Here is a 16,671-nt window from a genome sequence, read left to right as displayed (position 1 = left end):
CGGCCCCCTCGCCGTCACACCCCGCCGGCCGGCCGCGCGCCCAGGCCGTCCGATGAGGCCCGGCGACGCGGCACGGACACTCACCGGCTTCCGGAAAGACGAAAAACGTTCAACCACACGACGCCCTGACAACATCTCTGCCAGGGTGGGCGGATGCAGACCCTTTACCGACGACTGCTCAGGTTGATGCCCCGGCTGGGGGTACAGGTGACCGACCTCGGACCGGGGACCGCGGTGGTGTCCCGGCGCGGACGGCGGGCCCGGATCCCGCTCGGCCCGGGGGCGGATCTGCTGGTCAGGGACGACGGCCGGTACTCGGTGTCGGACGCCGGCAAGGACACCTGGCTCGTGCTGGGCGGCGAGGCCCGTACGGCAGCCGGTCCCGCCCCGGAATGGACCGGCGTCCCCCTCGGCGACACCGGCGCGCGACTCCTTCTCGACCGGCAGGCCGACGCGGACGAACGCAGGATCCAGCTGGCGGCGGCCGAGTATCTGTGCGCCCAGCACGTGGCCGCGATGCTCGAACTGTACGGCGTGAACTGCGTCTTCGACGTCGGCGCCAACACCGGGCAGTACGCCCGCCGCCTGCGTCGGCTCGGCTACACCGGGCGCATCGTCTCCTTCGAGCCCACCGCGGACGCCTTCGCCAAGCTCAGCAAGGCCGCCCGGGACGACCCCGACTGGCAGGTCCACCACTGCGGTCTCGGCCGCGAGGACACCGTCACATCCATCCACACCGGCTGGAAGACCATGAACTCGCTGCTCCCGCCCAGCGATTACGGCCGCGACCGCTACCGCCGGTTCGCCACGACCCGTACGGAAGAGATCGAAATCCGGCGGCTGGACGGCGTGATGGAGCAGGCCCTCGCCGGCATCGAGGAGCCGCGCCCCTACCTGAAGATGGACACCCAGGGCTACGACCTGGAGGTCTTCGCCGGTGCCGGCACTCGCATCGCCGACTTCGTGGGCCTGCAGTCGGAGGTCGCCGTGCTGCGGCTGTACGAGGGCAGCCCGCCGATGAGCGAGGCGGTCGCCGCGTACGAGTCCGAGGGCTTCGAGATCACCGGCATGTATCCGGTGACCCGCGAGGCGGCCACGGGGCGGGTGGTCGAGTTCGACTGCGTGATGATGCGCGCGAAGGCGGCTCCCGCCGCCGACTGACCCCCCTCTAGGCGACCCGGCTCACCTCGGCCTCTCGCTTCCTCGCCGCCCGGAGGCTGGTGAGGGTGGTGACCGTGAGGACGAGGACGATGAAGCCGAGCGAGAAGGGGATGCTGATCTCCGGGACGTGGACCCCGGACTCGTGCAGGGCGTGCAGCACCAGCTTGACGCCGATGAAGCCGAGGATGACCGACAGGCCGTACGACAGGTGGACCAGCTTCTTCAGCAGGCCGCCGATGAGGAAGTACAGCTGCCTGAGGCCCATCAGGGCGAAGGCGTTGGCGGTGAACACGATGTACGGGTCCTGGGTCAGCCCGTAGATGGCGGGGATGGAGTCCAGCGCGAACAGCACGTCGGTGGAACCGATCGCGAGCATCACGACCAGCATCGGGGTCATGACGCGCTTGCCGTTCTGCTCCACCCACAGCTTGGTGCCGTGATAGCGGTCGGCCACACCGAAGCGCCGCTCGACGGCCTTCAGCAGGGTGTTCTCCTGGTACTCCTCCTCGTGCTCCTCCTTGCGGGCGTCCTGGATCAGCTTCCAGGCGGTCCAGATCAGGAAGGCGCCGAAGAGGTAGAACACCCACGAGAACGCGGAGATGATCGCCGCGCCGACGGCAATGAACCCGGCGCGCAGCACCAGGGCCATCAGCACGCCGATCATCAGCACCCGCTGCTGGTACTGCGAGGGCACGGCGAACTTCGCCATGATCAGCACGAAGACGAAGAGGTTGTCGACGCTCAGCGATTTCTCGGTGATGTACCCGGCGAAGAACTCCCCGGCGGGCCCCCCACCGCCGTAGAAGGCCAGGCCCACTCCGAAGAGACAGGCCAGGACGATCCACACCACAGTCCAGGTGCCGGCTTCCCGGAGCGACACCTCGTGCGGTTTGCGGCCGATGAAGAAGTCGACGGCGACGAGGACACAAAGGGCGGCGACGGTCAACAGCCAGACGGTGAGGGAGACGTTCACAGTGGTACTCCTGGTGCCGGTAGAGGCTGGAAAGCGTCGCCGGATGGCCTGATCTCTTCCACCGACAAAAGGTGAACAAAAGGTCTCGCTAGTTCAAAGAGAGAGTCGATGATGTGGGCGAGAGCGACAAGTGCGGCCAAGTGATCGCCGGTGGCGGCGAAGGTCGGCGCGGCGGTGTGCGGCCGACGCGGGGCGGGTCGGCCGCGGACGCCGGGACGGGGCGCGTGACCGCCGAGGGCCTCGTCGACCGCTCAGCCGGCCGCCGCCTCGGGCGCCGGCCCGCTGGTCCCCCGTACCACCAGCTTCGGCTCCAGCACCGCCTCGCGCGGCTCCAACTCCTCGTCGTCCAGGCGCTCCACGGCGAACCGCACCGCGTGCTCCGCCATGAGGACCGCGTCCTGACGCACCGTGGTCAGGCCGATCGGCATCAGGTGGGAGAGGTGGCTGTCGTCGTAGCCGACGACGGACATGTCGCGTGGAACCTCGACGCCCGCCCGCGTCAGGGCCAACAACAGGCCCATCGCGCAACGGTCGTTGCCCGCGAGGACCGCCGTCGGCAACCGCCCCCCGCTGTCACGCTCCGCCAGAAGCAGGCGGCCGGCCTCGATGCCCGACAGCTCGGTGTGGTCGCCGGGGATCACCCGCAGTTCCGACTCCAGCCCATAACGGCGCATCGCCGCCCGGTAGGCACGCCGCCGCTCGGCCGAGCCGGGGCCCCGGCCGCCGTCGATGTGCACGATCCGGTGGTGGCCCAGTTCGACGAGGTGGTCCATGGCCTGCCGTATGCCCTTGCTCTCGGCGCTGTGGACGCTGTCGAGGCGGGCCCCTGGCACGCGTCGGCCCACCGCGACGGCGACCGTGCGCCGGCCGAGTGCGTCCAGGTCCGCCGACGCCGCGTCCGTGCCGAGCAGGATCACCGCTTCGCAGCGGTGGCCGAGCAGGGACTCGACCGCCTTGGACTCACCCCGGCCCGGCGCGGTGGCCGAGAGCAGGACGTCATACCCGAGCCGTTCCGCCTCGCCGTAGATGCCCTCCAGCAGGTCCGCGTGGAACGTGTGGTGGGCGGTGAACATCACGCCGAGCGTGCGGCTGCGGCCGCGGGCCAGCAGCCGGGCTGCGTTGTCGGGGCGATAGCCGATCTCGTTGGCGACGCGCAGCACGCGCTCGCGGGTCTCCTGACTGGCCCCCGGCTGATCGCGGAAGACGATCGAGACCAGCGCCCGCGAGACACCCGCCTTCTCGGCGACGTCCGCCATCGTGGGCCGCTGCTTGCCCGATACATCCACTGCTGATCCCACCCTCCGACGCCGACCACCTTACGGGCGGCCGTGAAATCTCCTGGCAACAACCTGTTGACATGACATTTGGACTGGAGTCATCGTACTCGCCTAGAGCGCGCTAGTAGAGCGCGACAGTCGATCAAAGCTCCCCGGAGTCTCCGGTGCGAAGGGAAATCCGCGATGCCGTTCGAAGTGCTGACCATGGGCCGTGTCGGAGTGGATGTGTATCCGCTCCAGACGGGTGTGGGGCTGGTCGAAGTCACCTCGTTCGGCAAGTACCTGGGCGGCAGCCCGACCAACGTCGCCGTCGCCGCCGCCCGGTACGGGCGCTCCTCGGCCGTGATCACCAAGACGGGCCGCGACCCGTTCGGTGACTTCGTCCGTACGGCGCTTGAGGGCTACGGCGTCGACAGCCGTTTCGTCGGTACGTCGGACATCGCGCCGACCCCGGTGACGTTCTGCGAGATCTTCCCGCCGGACGACTTCCCGCTGTACTTCTACCGCCTGCCCAAGGCTCCCGACCTGGACATACGCCCGGAGGAACTGGACCTCCGAGCCGTCCGTGACGCGAGGATCCTCTGGGTCACCGGCACGGGGCTCAGCGAGGAGCCGAGCCGCAGCGCGACCCTTGCGGCCCTCGCCCACCGCGCGACGTCGGGCACGACCGTCTTCGACCTCGACTGGCGGCCGATGTTCTGGCAGGACCCGGCCGAGGCCCGTACGCACTACGCCGAGGCGCTGCGGCACACCACCGTCGCCGTGGGCAACCTCGCCGAGTGCGAGGTGGCCACCGGGGAGCGGGAGCCGTACGCCGCCGCGAAGGCGCTGCTCGCGGCCGGGGTGCAGCTGGCGGTGGTGAAGCAGGGGCCGATGGGCGTGCTGGCCGTGGACCGCGACGGCTCGATTGCCGAGGTCCCGCCGGTGCCGGTGGACGTCGTCAACGGCCTCGGTGCCGGCGACGCCTTCGGCGGCGCGCTCTGTCACGGCCTGCTGTCCGGCTGGGACACCCGCCGGACGGTGACGTTCGCCAACGCCGCCGGCGCCATCGTCGCGAGCCGGCTGGCCTGCTCCGACGCGATGCCGACCGAGGCCGAGGTGGAGGCGCAGCTCCGCGCAGCCACTCCCGTCGAACGAGAGGTGTGAGGACGTGCTGTCCGACAAGGTGAGCCGGATCGTGGATGCCCGGGTCAACGACCCCGGCGCCATCACGGCGGCGGCCGCCCGGCGCGTGAAGGCCACGTCGCTGCTCGGCGAGCACGGCAAGGCGATGATCGTCGCCGCCGACCACCCGGCGCGTGGCGCCAACGCGGTGGGCGGCGATCCGTCCGCCATGGCCGACCGTTTCGAGCTGCTGGACCGCATGTGCGTCGCCCTCGAGCGGCCGGGTGTGACCGGCGTCCTCGCGACCGCCGACATCCTGGAGGACCTGCTCCTGCTCGGCGTCCTCGACGGCAAGAGCGTCTTCGGCTCCATGAACCGGGCCGGCCTCGCGGGCTCGGTCTTCGAGATCGACGACCGCTTCACCGGCTACGACGCCGAGACGATCGCCGCGATGGGCTTCGACGGCGGCAAGATGCTCACCCGTATCGCCCTGGACGACGCGGCGACGCCCTCCGTCCTGGAGAACACCGCCCGTGCCGTGGACGAGCTGAATGACCGTCATCTCGTGGCGATGGTCGAGCCGTTCATCTCCCGCTGGCAGGACGGGAAGATCCGTAACGACCTCTCCCCCGACGCCGTCACCAAGTCGATCACGATCGCCTCGGGCCTGGGCCGCCGTACCGCCTACACCTGGCTGAAGCTGCCGGTCGTCGACGACATGGAGCGCGTGCTCGCCTCCTCCACGCTGCCCGCGCTGCTGCTGGGCGGCGAGGTCAGGGATCCCGACGCTGCCTTCTCCTCCTGGGGCAAGGCCCTCAAGCTGCCCACCGCGCAAGGCCTGGTCGTCGGCCGCTCCCTGCTCTACCCCTCGGACGGCGACGTCGCCGGTGCCGTGGACCGGGCGGTGAGCCTGCTGTGACGTACCCGAGCAAATACCACCTGCCCAAGGGGACTTCGGCCGACGGCCCCTACGACCTCCTGGTCACGCCCGAGTCGGCGGGCTGGGGATACTCCGGCCTCAGGATCCTGACCCTGGGCCCGGGGGAGGCGCACACCCTGTCCACCGGGGAGTCCGAGTTCCTGGTCCTGCCGCTGACGGGCTCGTGCACCGTCACCACGGGCGGCGAGGCCTTCGAACTCGACGGCCGGACGGGCGTGTTCGCTTCGGTCACCGACTTCGCGTACCTGCCGCGCGCGTCGGAGGCCCTGATCAGCAGCGCATCCGGTGGGAGGTTCGCGCTGTCCTCCGCCCGTACCGAGCGCGGCGGACTGCCCGCCCGGTACGGGCGCAAGGAGGATGTCCCGGTCGAACTGCGCGGCGCCGGAGCCTGCTCGCGGCAGGTCAACAACTACTGCCTGCCCGGCACCTTCGACGCCGAGCAGCTGCTGGTGTGCGAGGTCCTCACACCCGGCGGCAACTGGTCCTCCTACCCCCGCACAAGCACGACGAGGCCCGTCCCGGTGAGGAGTCCGAGCTGGAGGAGATCTACTACTTCCAGGTCGCGGACGAGAACGGCTTCGGCTACCAGCGGGTGTACGGCACCGGGGAACGGCCCATCGACGTGCTCGCCGAGATCCGCTCCGGCGACACGGTCCTGATCCCGCACGGCTGGCACGGCCCGTCGATCGCCGCGCCCGGCTACGACCTCTACTACCTCAACGTCATGGCGGGCCCGGGCCAGGACCGCGCCTGGCTGATCTGCGACGACCCGGCACACGGGTGGGTGCGTACGACGTGGGAGTCCCAGGACGTCGACGACCGGCTGCCTTTCGGAGAGGACCGATGAACACCGTACGACTGACCACCGCCCAGGCCCTCGTCCGCTTCCTGGCGAACCAGTACAGCGAGCGCGACGGCCAGGAGCAGCGGCTGATCCCCGGCGTCTGGGGCATCTTCGGGCACGGCAACGTGGCCGGCCTCGGCCAGGCCCTCCTCCAGGCCGCCGTCACTCAGGAGGCGGACCTGCCCTACTACTTGGCCCGCAACGAACAGGGCATGGTGCACGCGTCGGTGGCCTACGCGAAGATGCGTGACCGGCTGGCCACCTTCGCCTGCACCGCGTCGACGGGACCCGGCTCGACCAACATGATCACGGGTGCGGCACTCGCCACCACCAACCGGATCCCGGTCCTGCTGCTGCCGTCCGACATGTTCGCCACCCGCGCCGCCGACCCCGTGCTGCAGCAGCTGGAGGACACCCGCGGCGGGGACGTCACCGTCAACGACGCCTTCCGCGCCGTATCGAAGTACTTCGACCGCATCGCACGCCCCGAACAGCTGATCCCGGCCGCACTCGCGGCGATGCGGGTGCTGACCGACCCGGTGGAGACCGGCGCCGTCACCCTTGCGCTCCCGCAGGACGTGCAGGCCGAGGCGTACGACTGGCCGGTCGCCTTCTTCCGGCGCCGGGTCTGGCACGTGGGCCGCCCCGTGCCGGAGCCGGCCGCCGTCGAACGGGCCGCCGCACTGCTCCGTAACGCGACGAAGCCACTGATCGTGGCGGGCGGTGGCGTCGTGTACTCCGGTGCCGAGACCCAGCTGCGGGCCTTCGCCGAGGCCACCGGCATCCCGGTCGCGGACACGCACGCCGGCAAAGGCGCAGTGCCGTGGGACCACCCCTGCGCGGTCGGCGGCATCGGCTCCACCGGCTCGTGTGCGGCGAACGAACTGGCGAAGGAGGCCGACGTCGTCCTCGGCATCGGCACCCGGTACTCCGACTTCACCACCGCCAGCCACACCGTCTTCGCCAACCCCGACGTCACCTTCGTCAACCTCAACGTCGCCCGCCTGGACGCCGTCAAGCACTCCGCCGAACCGCTGGTGGCCGACGCGCGGCTCGGCCTCCAAGCCCTCGCCGGAGCGCTGACGGACTGGGAGGTCGACCCCGCGTACCGCGAGCACACGCGCCAACTGATCTCCCGCACCCGGGAGATCGAGGACCGCTGCTTCACCGTCGGTCACGGCTCTCTGCCTGCCCAGACCGAGATCCTCGGCGCGCTCAACGACGTCCTCGACGACCGTGCCGTCGTCATCAACGCGGCCGGCTCCATGCCGGGCGACCTCCAGCAGCTGTGGCGGGCGCGGGATCCGAAGGCCTATCACGTCGAGTACGCGTATTCCTGCATGGGCTACGAGGTCGCCGCCGGCGTGGGCGCGAAGATGGCCGACCCGTCGCGCGAGGTCGTCGTCCTCGTCGGCGACGGCTCTTATCTGATGATGGCTCAGGAGATCGTGACCATGGTCTCCGAGGGCCTGAAGGTCGTCATCGTCCTCGTCCAGAACCACGGCTTCGCCTCCATCGGCGCACTGTCAGAGGCGCTCGGCTCGCAGCGCTTCGGCACCAAGTACCGCTATCGCGACGGCGATTCCGGCCTCCTCGACGGCGACGTCCTTCCCGTCGACCTGGCGGCGAATGCATCGAGCCTCGGCGCGGACGTCCTGCACGCCACGTCGGTGGAGGAGTTCCGTACGGCGATGGAGAAGGCCAAGGCCGCCCAGCGCACCACCGTCGTCCACGTCGAGACCGACCTGTACGGGCCCAACCCACCCGCACACGGCTGGTGGGACGTCCCCGTCAGCCAGACCTCCGCCCTCGACACCACCCGCACCGCATACGAGACGTACGCCGCCCACAAGCGCACCCAGCGGCACTACCTGTAAGGAACCCCTCATCGTGAAGACCATCCAGCACTGGATCGACGGGTCGACCGTCCCCGGTACGGACACCGCCCCGGTGTTCAACCCCGCCACCGGCCAGGAACAGGCCCGCGTCGTCCTCGGCGGCACGGCGGACGTCGACACGGCAGTCACCGCCGCCGCGAAGGCCTTCGAGACCTGGTCGGAGTCCTCCCTCACCCAGCGCACCCAGGTCATGTTCGCCTTCCGGCAACTCCTCGTCGAGCACGAGGAGGAGCTCGGCCGGATCATCTCCGCCGAGCACGGCAAGACCGTCGACGACGCCCGCGGCGAGATCACACGCGGCCGGGAAGTCGTCGAGTTCGCCTGCGGCCTCGGTGACGTGCTGAAGGGATCCTTCTCCGACCAGGTCTCCCGCGGCGTCGACGTGCACAACTTCCGCCAACCCCTCGGCGTCGTCGCCGGCATCACGCCGTTCAACTTCCCCGCCATGGTGCCCCTGTGGATGCACCCCATCGCCATCGCCACCGGCAACACGTTCATCCTCAAGCCCAGCGAACGCGACCCCTCCGCCGCCAACTTCGTCGCCGAGCTCTACCAGAAGGCCGGCCTGCCCGACGGCGTCTTCAACGTCGTCCACGGCGGCAAGCCCGCCGTCGACGCCATCCTCATCCACCCCGGCATCCAGGCCGTCTCCTTCGTCGGCTCCACCCCGATCGCCAAGTACGTCCACCAGCAGGCCACCGCGCACGGCAAGCGCGTCCAGGCCCTCGGCGGCGCCAAGAACCACGCCGTCGTCCTCCCGGACGCCGACCTGGAGTTCGCCGCCAACCACATCACCGCCGGCGCCTACGGCTCCGCAGGCGAGCGCTGCATGGCCGTCTCCGTCGCTGTCGCGGTCGGTGACGCGGCCGACGGGCTGGTCGAGGTGCTGGCACGCAAGGCCCGCGAAGTGAAGGTCGGCCCCGGCGACGCCCCTGGCACGGAGATGGGGCCGCTGGTCACCAAGGCCGCCCAGGAACGCGTCGAGAACGCGGTCGGCACCGCTGCCACGCAGGGCGCCACCGTTGTCGTCGACGGCCGCGGACTGAAGATCGACGGCCACGAGGACGGCTTCTTCACCGGCCCCTCCCTCCTGGACCACGTCACCACCGAGATGGACGCCTACAAGGAAGAACTGTTCGGCCCCGTCCTCGCCATCGTCCGCGTCGACACCCTCGACGAGGCCGTCGACCTCATCAACGCCAACCCCTACGGCAACGGAACCGCCCTGTTCACCGCCTCCGGCGAGGCCGCACGCCGCTTCCAGCGCAACGTCAGGGTCGGCATGATCGGCGTCAACGTGCCGGTGCCCGTGCCGATGTCCTACTACTCCTTCGGCGGCTGGAAGGACTCCCTCATCGGCGACTCCCCCATCCACGGCCCCGAAGGCATCCGCTTCTACACCCGCCCCAAGGTCGTCACCACCCGCTGGCCCCAGCCCAAGCAGCAGGTGACCGCAGGCTTCACCTTCCCCACCTCCAGCTGAAACCTCCCTCTCCCCGAAGGACACACACCATGGCAACGGCGCCATCCCCGCTCCGCACCACCGTGGGCAACCTGTGCCTCGGCTCCGCCCCCGACTCCTGGGGGATCTGGTTCCCCGAGGACGAGCACCAGGTCCCGTACACCCGCTTCCTCGACGAACTGGCCGAGGCCGGTTACCAGTGGCTCGAACTGGGGCCGTACGGCTATCTCCCCACCGAACCGCAGCGCCTGAAGGAAGAGCTGGACGCCCGCGGGCTGAAGGTCTCCGGCGGCACCGCGTTCGGTGCACTGCACCGCCCGGAAGCCTGGGACGACATGCTCGCCCACGTCCGGCAGGTCGCCGCGCTGACCGCCGCCGCGGGCGCGCACCACCTGGTCCTCATCCCGCCGATGTACCGGGACGAGAAGACCGGCGCGTTCACCGAGCCGCCCGAGCTGACGGCCGAGCAGTGGGCGGGCTTCGGCCGGGCCGCCGACCGGCTCGGCAAGCTGCTGCTCGACGAGTACGACGTGCGGCTCGTCGTCCACCCGCACGCCGACAGCCACATCCAGACCCAGCCGGAGATCGAGCGGCTGCTGAACGAGTCCGACAGCCGCTACACGAACCTGTGCCTGGACACCGGGCACGTTGCGTACGGTGGCGGCGACAACCTCGACCTGATCCGTCGCTTCGGCGAGCGCGTGGGCTACGTCCACATCAAGCAGATGGACCCGGCCGTCCTCGCCCAGGTCGCCGCCGAGAACCTCTCCTTCGGCGAAGCCGTCAAGCGCGGCGTGTGCGTGTCGCCCCCGGCCGGTGTGCCGAACCCGGCCGACGTGGTGGCCGAACTCGCAGAGCTCGACGCCGAGTTGTTCGTGATCGTCGAGCAGGACCTGTACCCGTGCGCTCCCGACGTACCGCTGCCCATCGCCGTACGCACCCGTGAGCACCTGGCCGGCTGCGGCCTCACCGGAACCCGACGCCCGACCATCAACCGGTAAGGGGGCTGCCATGGACGTCAGGGACGACGCGGTCACGGCACCTGCAGCAGTGGCGGACGACGCTCCGCCGGCGGTCTCCCGGAGACTGCGGCTCATCACTGTCATCGCCACCTTCGGCGGACTCCTCTTCGGCTACGACACCGGCGTCATCAACGGCGCCCTGCCGTACATGACCGACGACCTCGGCCTGACCGCGGTCACCGAGGGCATGGTCACCAGCTCGCTGCTGCTGGGCGCCGCCCTCGGGGCCGTCGTGGGCGGCCGGATGTCGGACCAGCGCGGCAGGCGCCGCACCATCCTCGCCCTTGCGGTGCTGTTCTTCGTCGGCGCCCTCGGATGCACCCTCGCGCCTTCGACGGAAATCATGATCGTCGCACGCTTCGTGCTCGGCCTCGCGGTCGGCGGCGCCTCGGTGACCGTGCCCGTGTACCTCGCGGAGGTCTCCCCCGCCGAGCGGCGCGGCGCGCTGGTCACCCGTAACGAACTCATGATCGTCAGCGGGCAGTTGCTGGCCTTCACGTCCAACGCGATCATCGCTCGGGTCGGCGGCGAGTCCGGCGGTGTCTGGCGCTGGATGCTGGTGGTCGCGACGCTGCCGGCCGTCGTGCTCTGGTTCGGCATGCTGGTCATGCCGGAGAGCCCCCGCTGGCTGGCCTCCAAGAGCCGCTTCGGCGAGGCCTTCGAGGTGCTCAAGCAGGTCAGGTCCGAGGCGCGGGCGCAGGCCGAGCTGAGCGAGGTGTCCGCGCTCGCCGTCAAGGACGAGCGGGAGAAGCTCGGCGGCTGGAAGGACATGAGGGCCGTGCCCTGGGTGCGCAGGCTGATGTTCGTCGGCTTCGGCATCGCGATCGTGCAGCAGATCACCGGCGTCAACACGATCATGTACTACGGCACCCAGATCCTCACCGACGCCGGCTTCGCCTCGGACAGCGCCCTGACCGCCAACATCGCCAACGGTGTGATCTCGGTGCTGGCCACCTTCGTCGGGATCTGGCTGCTGAGCCGCGTCAACCGTCGCCCGATGCTGATGGCCGGTCAGATCGGGACCACCAGCGCCCTGTTGCTCATCGGCATCTTCTCCCTCACTCTCCCCGAGGGCACGGGCCGTGCGTACGCCGTGCTCGCCATGACCGTCACCTTCCTCGCCTTCCAGCAGGGCGCGATCTCGCCGGTGACCTGGCTGATGCTGTCGGAGATCTTCCCGATGCGGATGCGTGGCTTCGGCATGGGCGTCGCGGCCGTGGTGCTGTGGCTGACCAACTTCGTGATCGGCCTGGTCTTCCCGTCGCTGGTCTCCGGGATCGGGATCTCCAACACGTTCTTCCTCTTCGTCGTGGCGGGGCTCTTCTCCCTCACCTTCGTGAAGCTCTACGTCCCCGAGACCAAGGGCCGCAGCCTCGAGAACCTCGAAGCGGAACTCCGGGCCCGTTTCTCCTGAACTCCCCTCAAGGAACTCTCCTCATGACTGTACGTGTAGGTGTCATCGGCACCGGAATGATCGGCCAGGACCACATACGGCGGCTCACCGACGTCATCACGGGGGCTCGCGTCACCGCGGTGACGGACCTCGACGCCGCCCGCGCGGCCGAGGTCGCCGCCCGCATCGGCGCCCCCGCCGTGCCGACCGGCACCGATCTGATCAACTCCCCCGAGGTGGACGCCGTCCTCGTCACCTCCTGGGGTCCCACCCACGCCGAGCACGTCCTGAACGCCATCGCGGCCGGCAAGCCGGTGTTCTGCGAGAAGCCGCTCGCGACGACCGCCGAGGACTGTCTGCGCATCGTCGAGGCCGAGCGGGCGCACGGGCGCCGTCTGGTCCAGGTCGGGTTCATGCGCCGCTTCGACGCGGGGTATCGCCAGATGAAGGAGGTGCTGGCCGCCGGCTCCGTGGGCACGCCGCTGATCGTGCACTGCGCCCACCGCAACCCGACCGTGCCGGACTCCTACACCTCCGCGATGGCCGCCCAGGACACGGCGGTCCACGAGATCGACGTACTGCGCTGGCTGCTCGACGACGAGATCGTCTCCGCCCAGGTGATCACCCCGCGCGCCACGAGCAAGCGGTTCGCGCACCTGAAGGACCCGCAGATCATGCTCTTCGAGACCGCGAACGGCGTCCGCATCGACCTCGAGGTCTTCGTCAACTGCCAGTACGGCTACGACATCCAGTGCGAGACGGTGGGCGAGGACGGCCTGGTCCGCCTGCCCGACCCGGCAGCCGTCGGCATCCGTACCACCGGGCGGCACAGCACCGCCGTACTCCAGGACTGGAAGGGCCGTTTCGTGGACGCCTTCGACACGGAGTTCCGCGAGTGGATCGCCTCGGTCGAGGCCGGCACCGAGCCCACGGGCCCGTCGGCCTGGGACGGCTACGCCGCCACCGTCATCACCGACGCAGCCGTGCGCTCCCTGGAGACGGACGGCCAGGTCGTCACCGTCGACATGAAGCCCCGGCCCGCGCTCTACGGAGGCACGGCATGAAGATCGCCCTCGACCCGTACATGTTCCGCGCACTTCCCATGGACGACATGGTGCGCACGGTCGCCGAACTCGGCTACCAGTACATCGAGTTGTCACCGCGCGACGACTTCATGCCGTTCTTCCTGCACCCCCGGGCGGACGACGCACGCGTCGCGCAGCTGAAGAACTCCCTGCGCACGCACGGCGTGCAACTCTCCTCAGTACTCCCCCTGTACAAGTGGTCCTCGCCGGACGAGACCGAGCGGCAGGCCGCCGTCCGTTACTGGAAGCGGATGATCGAGATCACGGTCGAGCTCGAATGCCCGCTGATGAACTCGGAGTTCAACGGCCGCCCCGAGCGCGCCGCCGAGAGCGAGGCGGCGTTCTGGCGCTCGATGGAGGAGCTGCTGCCGGTCTTCGAGCGGGAGGGCATCGCCCTCAACCTGGAGGCGCACCCGGACGACTTCTGCGAGGAGAACTCCCCCGCGGTCGACCTGGTCCGTGCCATCAACAAACCGTGGGTGAACTACCTCTACTGCGCCCCGCACTCCTTCCACCTGTCCGGGGCAGACCCGAAGGCGGACATCGCGGCGATGATGCGCTACGCGGGCGACAAGCTCCAGCACGTGCACATCGCGGACTCCTTCAACCACAAGGGATCCTCGGGACTGCGCTACATCCTCAACCCGCCGGGCACCACCGCCCGCATCCACCAGCACCTCGACATCGGTCAGGGCGAGGTGGACTGGGACGCCTTCTTCGGCACCCTGCGCGAACTGGACTTCGACGGCGTCGCCACGGCCTGTGTCTTCGCCTGGGAGGAACGGGCCCGCGAATCCTCGGCGTTCATGCTGGACCGCATCCGCAAGGAACTCGTGGCATGAGCCGCTGCGCTCAACGCCACCGCTGACCTTCGCAAATCGACGCCGTGCACCGGCTCCACGACGGGAGCCGGTGCACGGCGTCCCTGCTGCACAGGCACGGATTGCAGCGCGCCCGGTGATCAACCGCCGCACCGAAGCACACGAGGGCGCTCGTCTGCATATATCTGCGCCCTCGGTGCGCTGGCGCTCGCCATATCCGGTGAACAGCGCCCCTGTCATATGGCCGTGCCGTCGTGCGCCCCGTAGCACTTAGGGACACGAACCACCCACCTACGGAAGCAAGGCGCCAACGAGAACACAGACAACCTTTGGTCTGCCGGGCACCGAGGCCCGACACCACGCAGGAGGTTTGTTCATGGCACTGGCACAGTGGACGAACGCGATGGAATGGCTGGCCGCAGCCGCACAGGACCCCCGGGCCTGCAAGAAGGACTGGCAGCACGGCAGTACCGGAGTCCACCTTCTGGCCGCCGGACGCTTCTGGGACGTACTGATCGTCCCCGCATGCCTCGGGCTGCGCGCCGCCGACTGCCTCGACGGCATTCCTCGCCTCGTCCCCGGCCCTGTTCTCCTGGACGAAAGGCGACAGCAAGTCGGTTTCTTCCTGCCACCCGATCCCGTGTCCACCTGGGTCGGCCAGGGCACGCGGTACGTCGCAAGAGGCGGATGGATCGCCGCCCCTGCCCCGCACTGCCGCTGGGGAGACCTGCGCTGGCTTCGCCCGCCCGATGGCAGCGGCACCCTGACTGCGCCCGAGGCCATGGAAATCGTCCTGTTCCGAGCCATGGACGAGGTGGTCCGCTCCCACGGCGTCCGGCATCACAGGCACGAACTCCCCCACCGGAGCGCCGGCACGCAGGCCGTTCCTGTTGACTACCGCTGGGGGATGGCCAGTTCGCGGCCGCGGTAGAAGCCTTCCCGCTCCCCGACGACGTAGGGGGCCATGGCTTCTCGCCGCTGCTTCTCCGGCTCGGAGGCCCGCCAGGCGTCGCATGCCTCCTTGGAGTCCCAGAACGACACCCCGGTGATCTCCTGTCCGTCCTCGGACCAGTACGCGAAGGCGCGGCGCAACCCCTGCGGGGAGGAGGGCGGGCGCCATGCCCGCTCGAACTCCTCCAGGGTGCCCGGCCGGACGCGGCGCGTCGTCACCCAGACGAAGTGCTCCTCCATCGCAGCCTCCTCCACATGACCGGTTCGGCTCACCGGCCCCTCTCGAACCACCGTAGGCGCAAAGCAGCACGCGTGCCTGCGGACGTTTCCGGTCGTGAGGCCGGTGGAGGACCATGAAAAGAGAAACGGTGCGCGAATGGCGAGGTGCGCTATGAGTGGACGAATCAAGGGCAAGACGCTGGTTGCCAGGGATGAGGGTGACAGCACCAACGGTGTCGTCATCAAGCTTTACGGCGAGGAGACCGACGGGGCCATCTCGATCATAGAGCAGCCGTTCGAGCCCGGGCTTCTTCTCCCGCCGCACGTTCACGAGAACGATGTCTGGCTCTACGTGCTCGAAGGGGAAATGCATGTCCGGGTCGACGACGAGGTCGTCAGGGCGACAGACGGGTGCTGGGTGCTGAAGCCTCGCCGAATCCCCCACACCATGTGGAACGCGGGGCACGAGCCGGCGCGCATCATCGAACTGTATACGCCAGGTGGGTTCGAGCTTTTCTTCATCGACTTCGAAGAACGGTTGCGGCAGGGGCCGGTCGGGCTCGACGAACTGAATCGCCTCGGCGAGCCGCACGGAATCCGTTTCTTCGACGACTGGATTCCCGACCTCAAAGCCACTTACAACCTGCGAGTCGTCGGCGAATAGCTCGAACCCTTGACGGCACGGACGATCGCCGAGTGCATTCCGTCCGCGACCTGATGCGTCGACGTGATCTCCACGTCGGTGAACCCTGCGTCCTCGAGCCCCTGCCGGTACTCGGCGAAGGACAGGGCGCCCGCGATGCAGCCGACGTATGCGCCGCGCTCAGCGCGCTGGTCCGGGGTGAGGTGATCCTCGGCCACGACGTCCGTCACGCCGACGCGTCCGCCGAGGCCCAGAACGCGGAACATCTCGGCGAAGACGGCGGGCTTGTCCACCGACAGGTTGATCACGCAGTTGGAGATGACGACGTCGATGCTGTTCGCGGGCAGCGGCACGGACTCGATGGTGCCCTTCAGGAACTCCACGTTCGTCGCGCCGGCCTTCTGCGCGTTCGCCCGGGCGAGGGCGAGCATCTCGTCGGTCATGTCCAGCCCGTACGCCCTGCCGCGCGGCCCGACCCGGCGCGCGGACAGCAGCACGTCGATGCCGCCGCCGGAGCCGAGGTCCAGCACGCGTTCTCCCTCGCGCAGTTCCGCCACCGCGAGCGGGTTGCCGCAGCCCAGGGAGGCCGCGACGGCCTCGGCCGGGAGTCCGTCGCGGTCCTCGGCTCCGTAGAGGCCGGCCCCGAAGCCCTCGTCGATCTCGACCGCCTGCGGACCGCAGCAGTCGCCGCCGCTCTGCGGCCCGCACGACGCGGCACCGCCCTCGAGCACCTTCACGGCGGCAGCGGCATAGCCCACGCGGACGGCTTCCCGTACCTCTTCGGGCGTCTGCTCGGTCATGGCAGCACTCCCCACTGGATCGACATCCATAAAAACAAGACTGCACCTTGAATCGACAGACGTCAACATAGAGATACA

At 69.4% G+C, this 16,671-nt stretch carries 15 protein-coding genes and 1 pseudogene; 12 read left to right on the top strand and 4 right to left on the bottom strand.

What is annotated here, in order from left to right; translation table 11 throughout:
* The first annotated feature begins 153 nt into the window (after window positions 1-153).
* The gene (locus ACFVJQ_RS33645) at window positions 154-1,161 is read left to right on the top strand and encodes an FkbM family methyltransferase (RefSeq protein ID WP_385789385.1); all 1,008 of its coding nucleotides are present in this window, start codon (window positions 154-156) and stop codon (window positions 1,159-1,161) included.
* 7 nt (window positions 1,162-1,168) lie between these two features.
* On the opposite strand, the gene ACFVJQ_RS33640 is transcribed toward ACFVJQ_RS33645, so the two are convergent.
* Window positions 1,169-2,134, bottom strand: a complete 966-nt coding sequence (locus tag ACFVJQ_RS33640) for a TerC family protein (protein WP_385789383.1) — start codon at window positions 2,132-2,134, stop codon at window positions 1,169-1,171.
* A 251-nt stretch (window positions 2,135-2,385) separates the two neighbouring features.
* A complete protein-coding gene (locus ACFVJQ_RS33635; RefSeq protein ID WP_385789431.1) occupies window positions 2,386-3,390 on the bottom strand; it encodes a LacI family DNA-binding transcriptional regulator in 1,005 nt (334 codons plus the stop codon).
* A gap of 204 nt (window positions 3,391-3,594) precedes the next feature.
* Between ACFVJQ_RS33635 and iolC the strand changes: the two genes are divergently transcribed.
* The 10 genes and pseudogenes from iolC (at window position 3,595) to ACFVJQ_RS33585 (ending at window position 14,911) form a co-directional block, all read left to right on the top strand.
* The gene (gene iolC, locus ACFVJQ_RS33630) at window positions 3,595-4,557 is read left to right on the top strand and encodes a 5-dehydro-2-deoxygluconokinase (RefSeq protein WP_385789382.1); all 963 of its coding nucleotides are present in this window, start codon (window positions 3,595-3,597) and stop codon (window positions 4,555-4,557) included.
* A 4-nt stretch (window positions 4,558-4,561) separates the two neighbouring features.
* On the top strand, window positions 4,562-5,434 hold the full coding sequence (locus ACFVJQ_RS33625) for an aldolase (RefSeq protein ID WP_385514242.1): 873 nt from the start codon (window positions 4,562-4,564) through the stop codon (window positions 5,432-5,434).
* Window positions 5,431-6,302, top strand: a pseudogene (gene iolB, locus ACFVJQ_RS33620) (5-deoxy-glucuronate isomerase). Before ACFVJQ_RS33625 ends, iolB begins: the two are co-directional and overlap by 4 nt.
* Window positions 6,299-8,176, top strand: coding sequence for a 3D-(3,5/4)-trihydroxycyclohexane-1,2-dione acylhydrolase (decyclizing) (gene iolD / locus ACFVJQ_RS33615; RefSeq protein ID WP_385789380.1), 1,878 nt, complete (start codon window positions 6,299-6,301; stop codon window positions 8,174-8,176). The pseudogene iolB and the gene iolD overlap by 4 nt, the downstream one beginning before the upstream one ends.
* Window positions 8,177-8,189: 13 nt before the next feature.
* Window positions 8,190-9,680: a CoA-acylating methylmalonate-semialdehyde dehydrogenase gene (locus tag ACFVJQ_RS33610; RefSeq protein WP_385789378.1), complete on the top strand. Its 1,491-nt coding sequence runs from the start codon at window positions 8,190-8,192 to the stop codon at window positions 9,678-9,680.
* Between the two features lie 29 nt (window positions 9,681-9,709).
* On the top strand, window positions 9,710-10,660 hold the full coding sequence (locus ACFVJQ_RS33605; RefSeq protein ID WP_385514246.1) for a TIM barrel protein: 951 nt from the start codon (window positions 9,710-9,712) through the stop codon (window positions 10,658-10,660).
* 10 nt (window positions 10,661-10,670) lie between these two features.
* Entirely contained in the window at window positions 10,671-12,095 is a 1,425-nt protein-coding gene (locus tag ACFVJQ_RS33600; protein ID WP_385789376.1) for a sugar porter family MFS transporter, read from the top strand.
* A gap of 23 nt (window positions 12,096-12,118) precedes the next feature.
* Window positions 12,119-13,138, top strand: a complete 1,020-nt coding sequence (locus tag ACFVJQ_RS33595; protein WP_385514248.1) for a Gfo/Idh/MocA family oxidoreductase — start codon at window positions 12,119-12,121, stop codon at window positions 13,136-13,138.
* Window positions 13,135-14,001 (top strand): sugar phosphate isomerase/epimerase family protein, encoded by an 867-nt coding sequence (locus ACFVJQ_RS33590; protein WP_385789374.1) that lies wholly within the window; start codon window positions 13,135-13,137, stop codon window positions 13,999-14,001. Before ACFVJQ_RS33595 ends, ACFVJQ_RS33590 begins: the two co-directional genes overlap by 4 nt.
* A gap of 355 nt (window positions 14,002-14,356) precedes the next feature.
* The gene (locus tag ACFVJQ_RS33585) at window positions 14,357-14,911 is read left to right on the top strand and encodes a hypothetical protein (protein ID WP_385517454.1); all 555 of its coding nucleotides are present in this window, start codon (window positions 14,357-14,359) and stop codon (window positions 14,909-14,911) included.
* On the opposite strand, the gene ACFVJQ_RS33580 is transcribed toward ACFVJQ_RS33585, so the two are convergent.
* Window positions 14,875-15,171 (bottom strand): antibiotic biosynthesis monooxygenase, encoded by a 297-nt coding sequence (locus tag ACFVJQ_RS33580; protein ID WP_129803006.1) that lies wholly within the window; start codon window positions 15,169-15,171, stop codon window positions 14,875-14,877. The two genes, ACFVJQ_RS33585 and ACFVJQ_RS33580, sit on opposite strands and share 37 nt — an antisense overlap.
* Window positions 15,172-15,322: 151 nt before the next feature.
* Between ACFVJQ_RS33580 and ACFVJQ_RS33575 the strand changes: the two genes are divergently transcribed.
* The gene (locus ACFVJQ_RS33575; RefSeq protein WP_385789372.1) at window positions 15,323-15,814 is read left to right on the top strand and encodes a cupin domain-containing protein; all 492 of its coding nucleotides are present in this window, start codon (window positions 15,323-15,325) and stop codon (window positions 15,812-15,814) included.
* On the opposite strand, the gene arsM is transcribed toward ACFVJQ_RS33575, so the two are convergent.
* A complete protein-coding gene (arsM, locus tag ACFVJQ_RS33570) occupies window positions 15,787-16,593 on the bottom strand; it encodes an arsenite methyltransferase (RefSeq protein ID WP_385789370.1) in 807 nt (268 codons plus the stop codon). The two genes, ACFVJQ_RS33575 and arsM, sit on opposite strands and share 28 nt — an antisense overlap.
* Window positions 16,594-16,671 lie beyond the last annotated feature (78 nt).

This window comes from Streptomyces sp. NPDC127197 (genome assembly GCF_042672405.1).
Taxonomy (GTDB): Bacteria; Actinomycetota; Actinomycetes; order Streptomycetales; family Streptomycetaceae; genus Streptomyces; species Streptomyces flavusporus.
Note: the sequence above shows the minus strand (reverse complement) of the source record. Positions and strands in the feature narration are given on the sequence as shown.

Excerpts from the sequence above, each read along its gene's own strand:
- ACFVJQ_RS33645 (WP_385789385.1), top strand. The coding sequence starts at position 154 with ATGCAGACCCTTTACCGACGACTGCTCAGGTTGATGCCCCGGCTGGGG.
- ACFVJQ_RS33635 (WP_385789431.1), bottom strand. The coding sequence starts at position 3,390 with ATGGCGGACGTCGCCGAGAAGGCGGGTGTCTCGCGGGCGCTGGTCTCG.
- iolC (WP_385789382.1), top strand. The coding sequence starts at position 3,595 with ATGCCGTTCGAAGTGCTGACCATGGGCCGTGTCGGAGTGGATGTGTAT.
- iolD (WP_385789380.1), top strand. The coding sequence starts at position 6,299 with ATGAACACCGTACGACTGACCACCGCCCAGGCCCTCGTCCGCTTCCTG.
- ACFVJQ_RS33605 (WP_385514246.1), top strand. The coding sequence starts at position 9,710 with ATGGCAACGGCGCCATCCCCGCTCCGCACCACCGTGGGCAACCTGTGC.
- ACFVJQ_RS33600 (WP_385789376.1), top strand. The coding sequence starts at position 10,671 with ATGGACGTCAGGGACGACGCGGTCACGGCACCTGCAGCAGTGGCGGAC.
- ACFVJQ_RS33595 (WP_385514248.1), top strand. The coding sequence starts at position 12,119 with ATGACTGTACGTGTAGGTGTCATCGGCACCGGAATGATCGGCCAGGAC.
- ACFVJQ_RS33590 (WP_385789374.1), top strand. The coding sequence starts at position 13,135 with ATGAAGATCGCCCTCGACCCGTACATGTTCCGCGCACTTCCCATGGAC.
- ACFVJQ_RS33585 (WP_385517454.1), top strand. The coding sequence starts at position 14,357 with ATGGCACTGGCACAGTGGACGAACGCGATGGAATGGCTGGCCGCAGCC.
- ACFVJQ_RS33580 (WP_129803006.1), bottom strand. The coding sequence starts at position 15,171 with ATGGAGGAGCACTTCGTCTGGGTGACGACGCGCCGCGTCCGGCCGGGC.
- ACFVJQ_RS33575 (WP_385789372.1), top strand. The coding sequence starts at position 15,323 with ATGAGTGGACGAATCAAGGGCAAGACGCTGGTTGCCAGGGATGAGGGT.
- arsM (WP_385789370.1), bottom strand. The coding sequence starts at position 16,593 with ATGACCGAGCAGACGCCCGAAGAGGTACGGGAAGCCGTCCGCGTGGGC.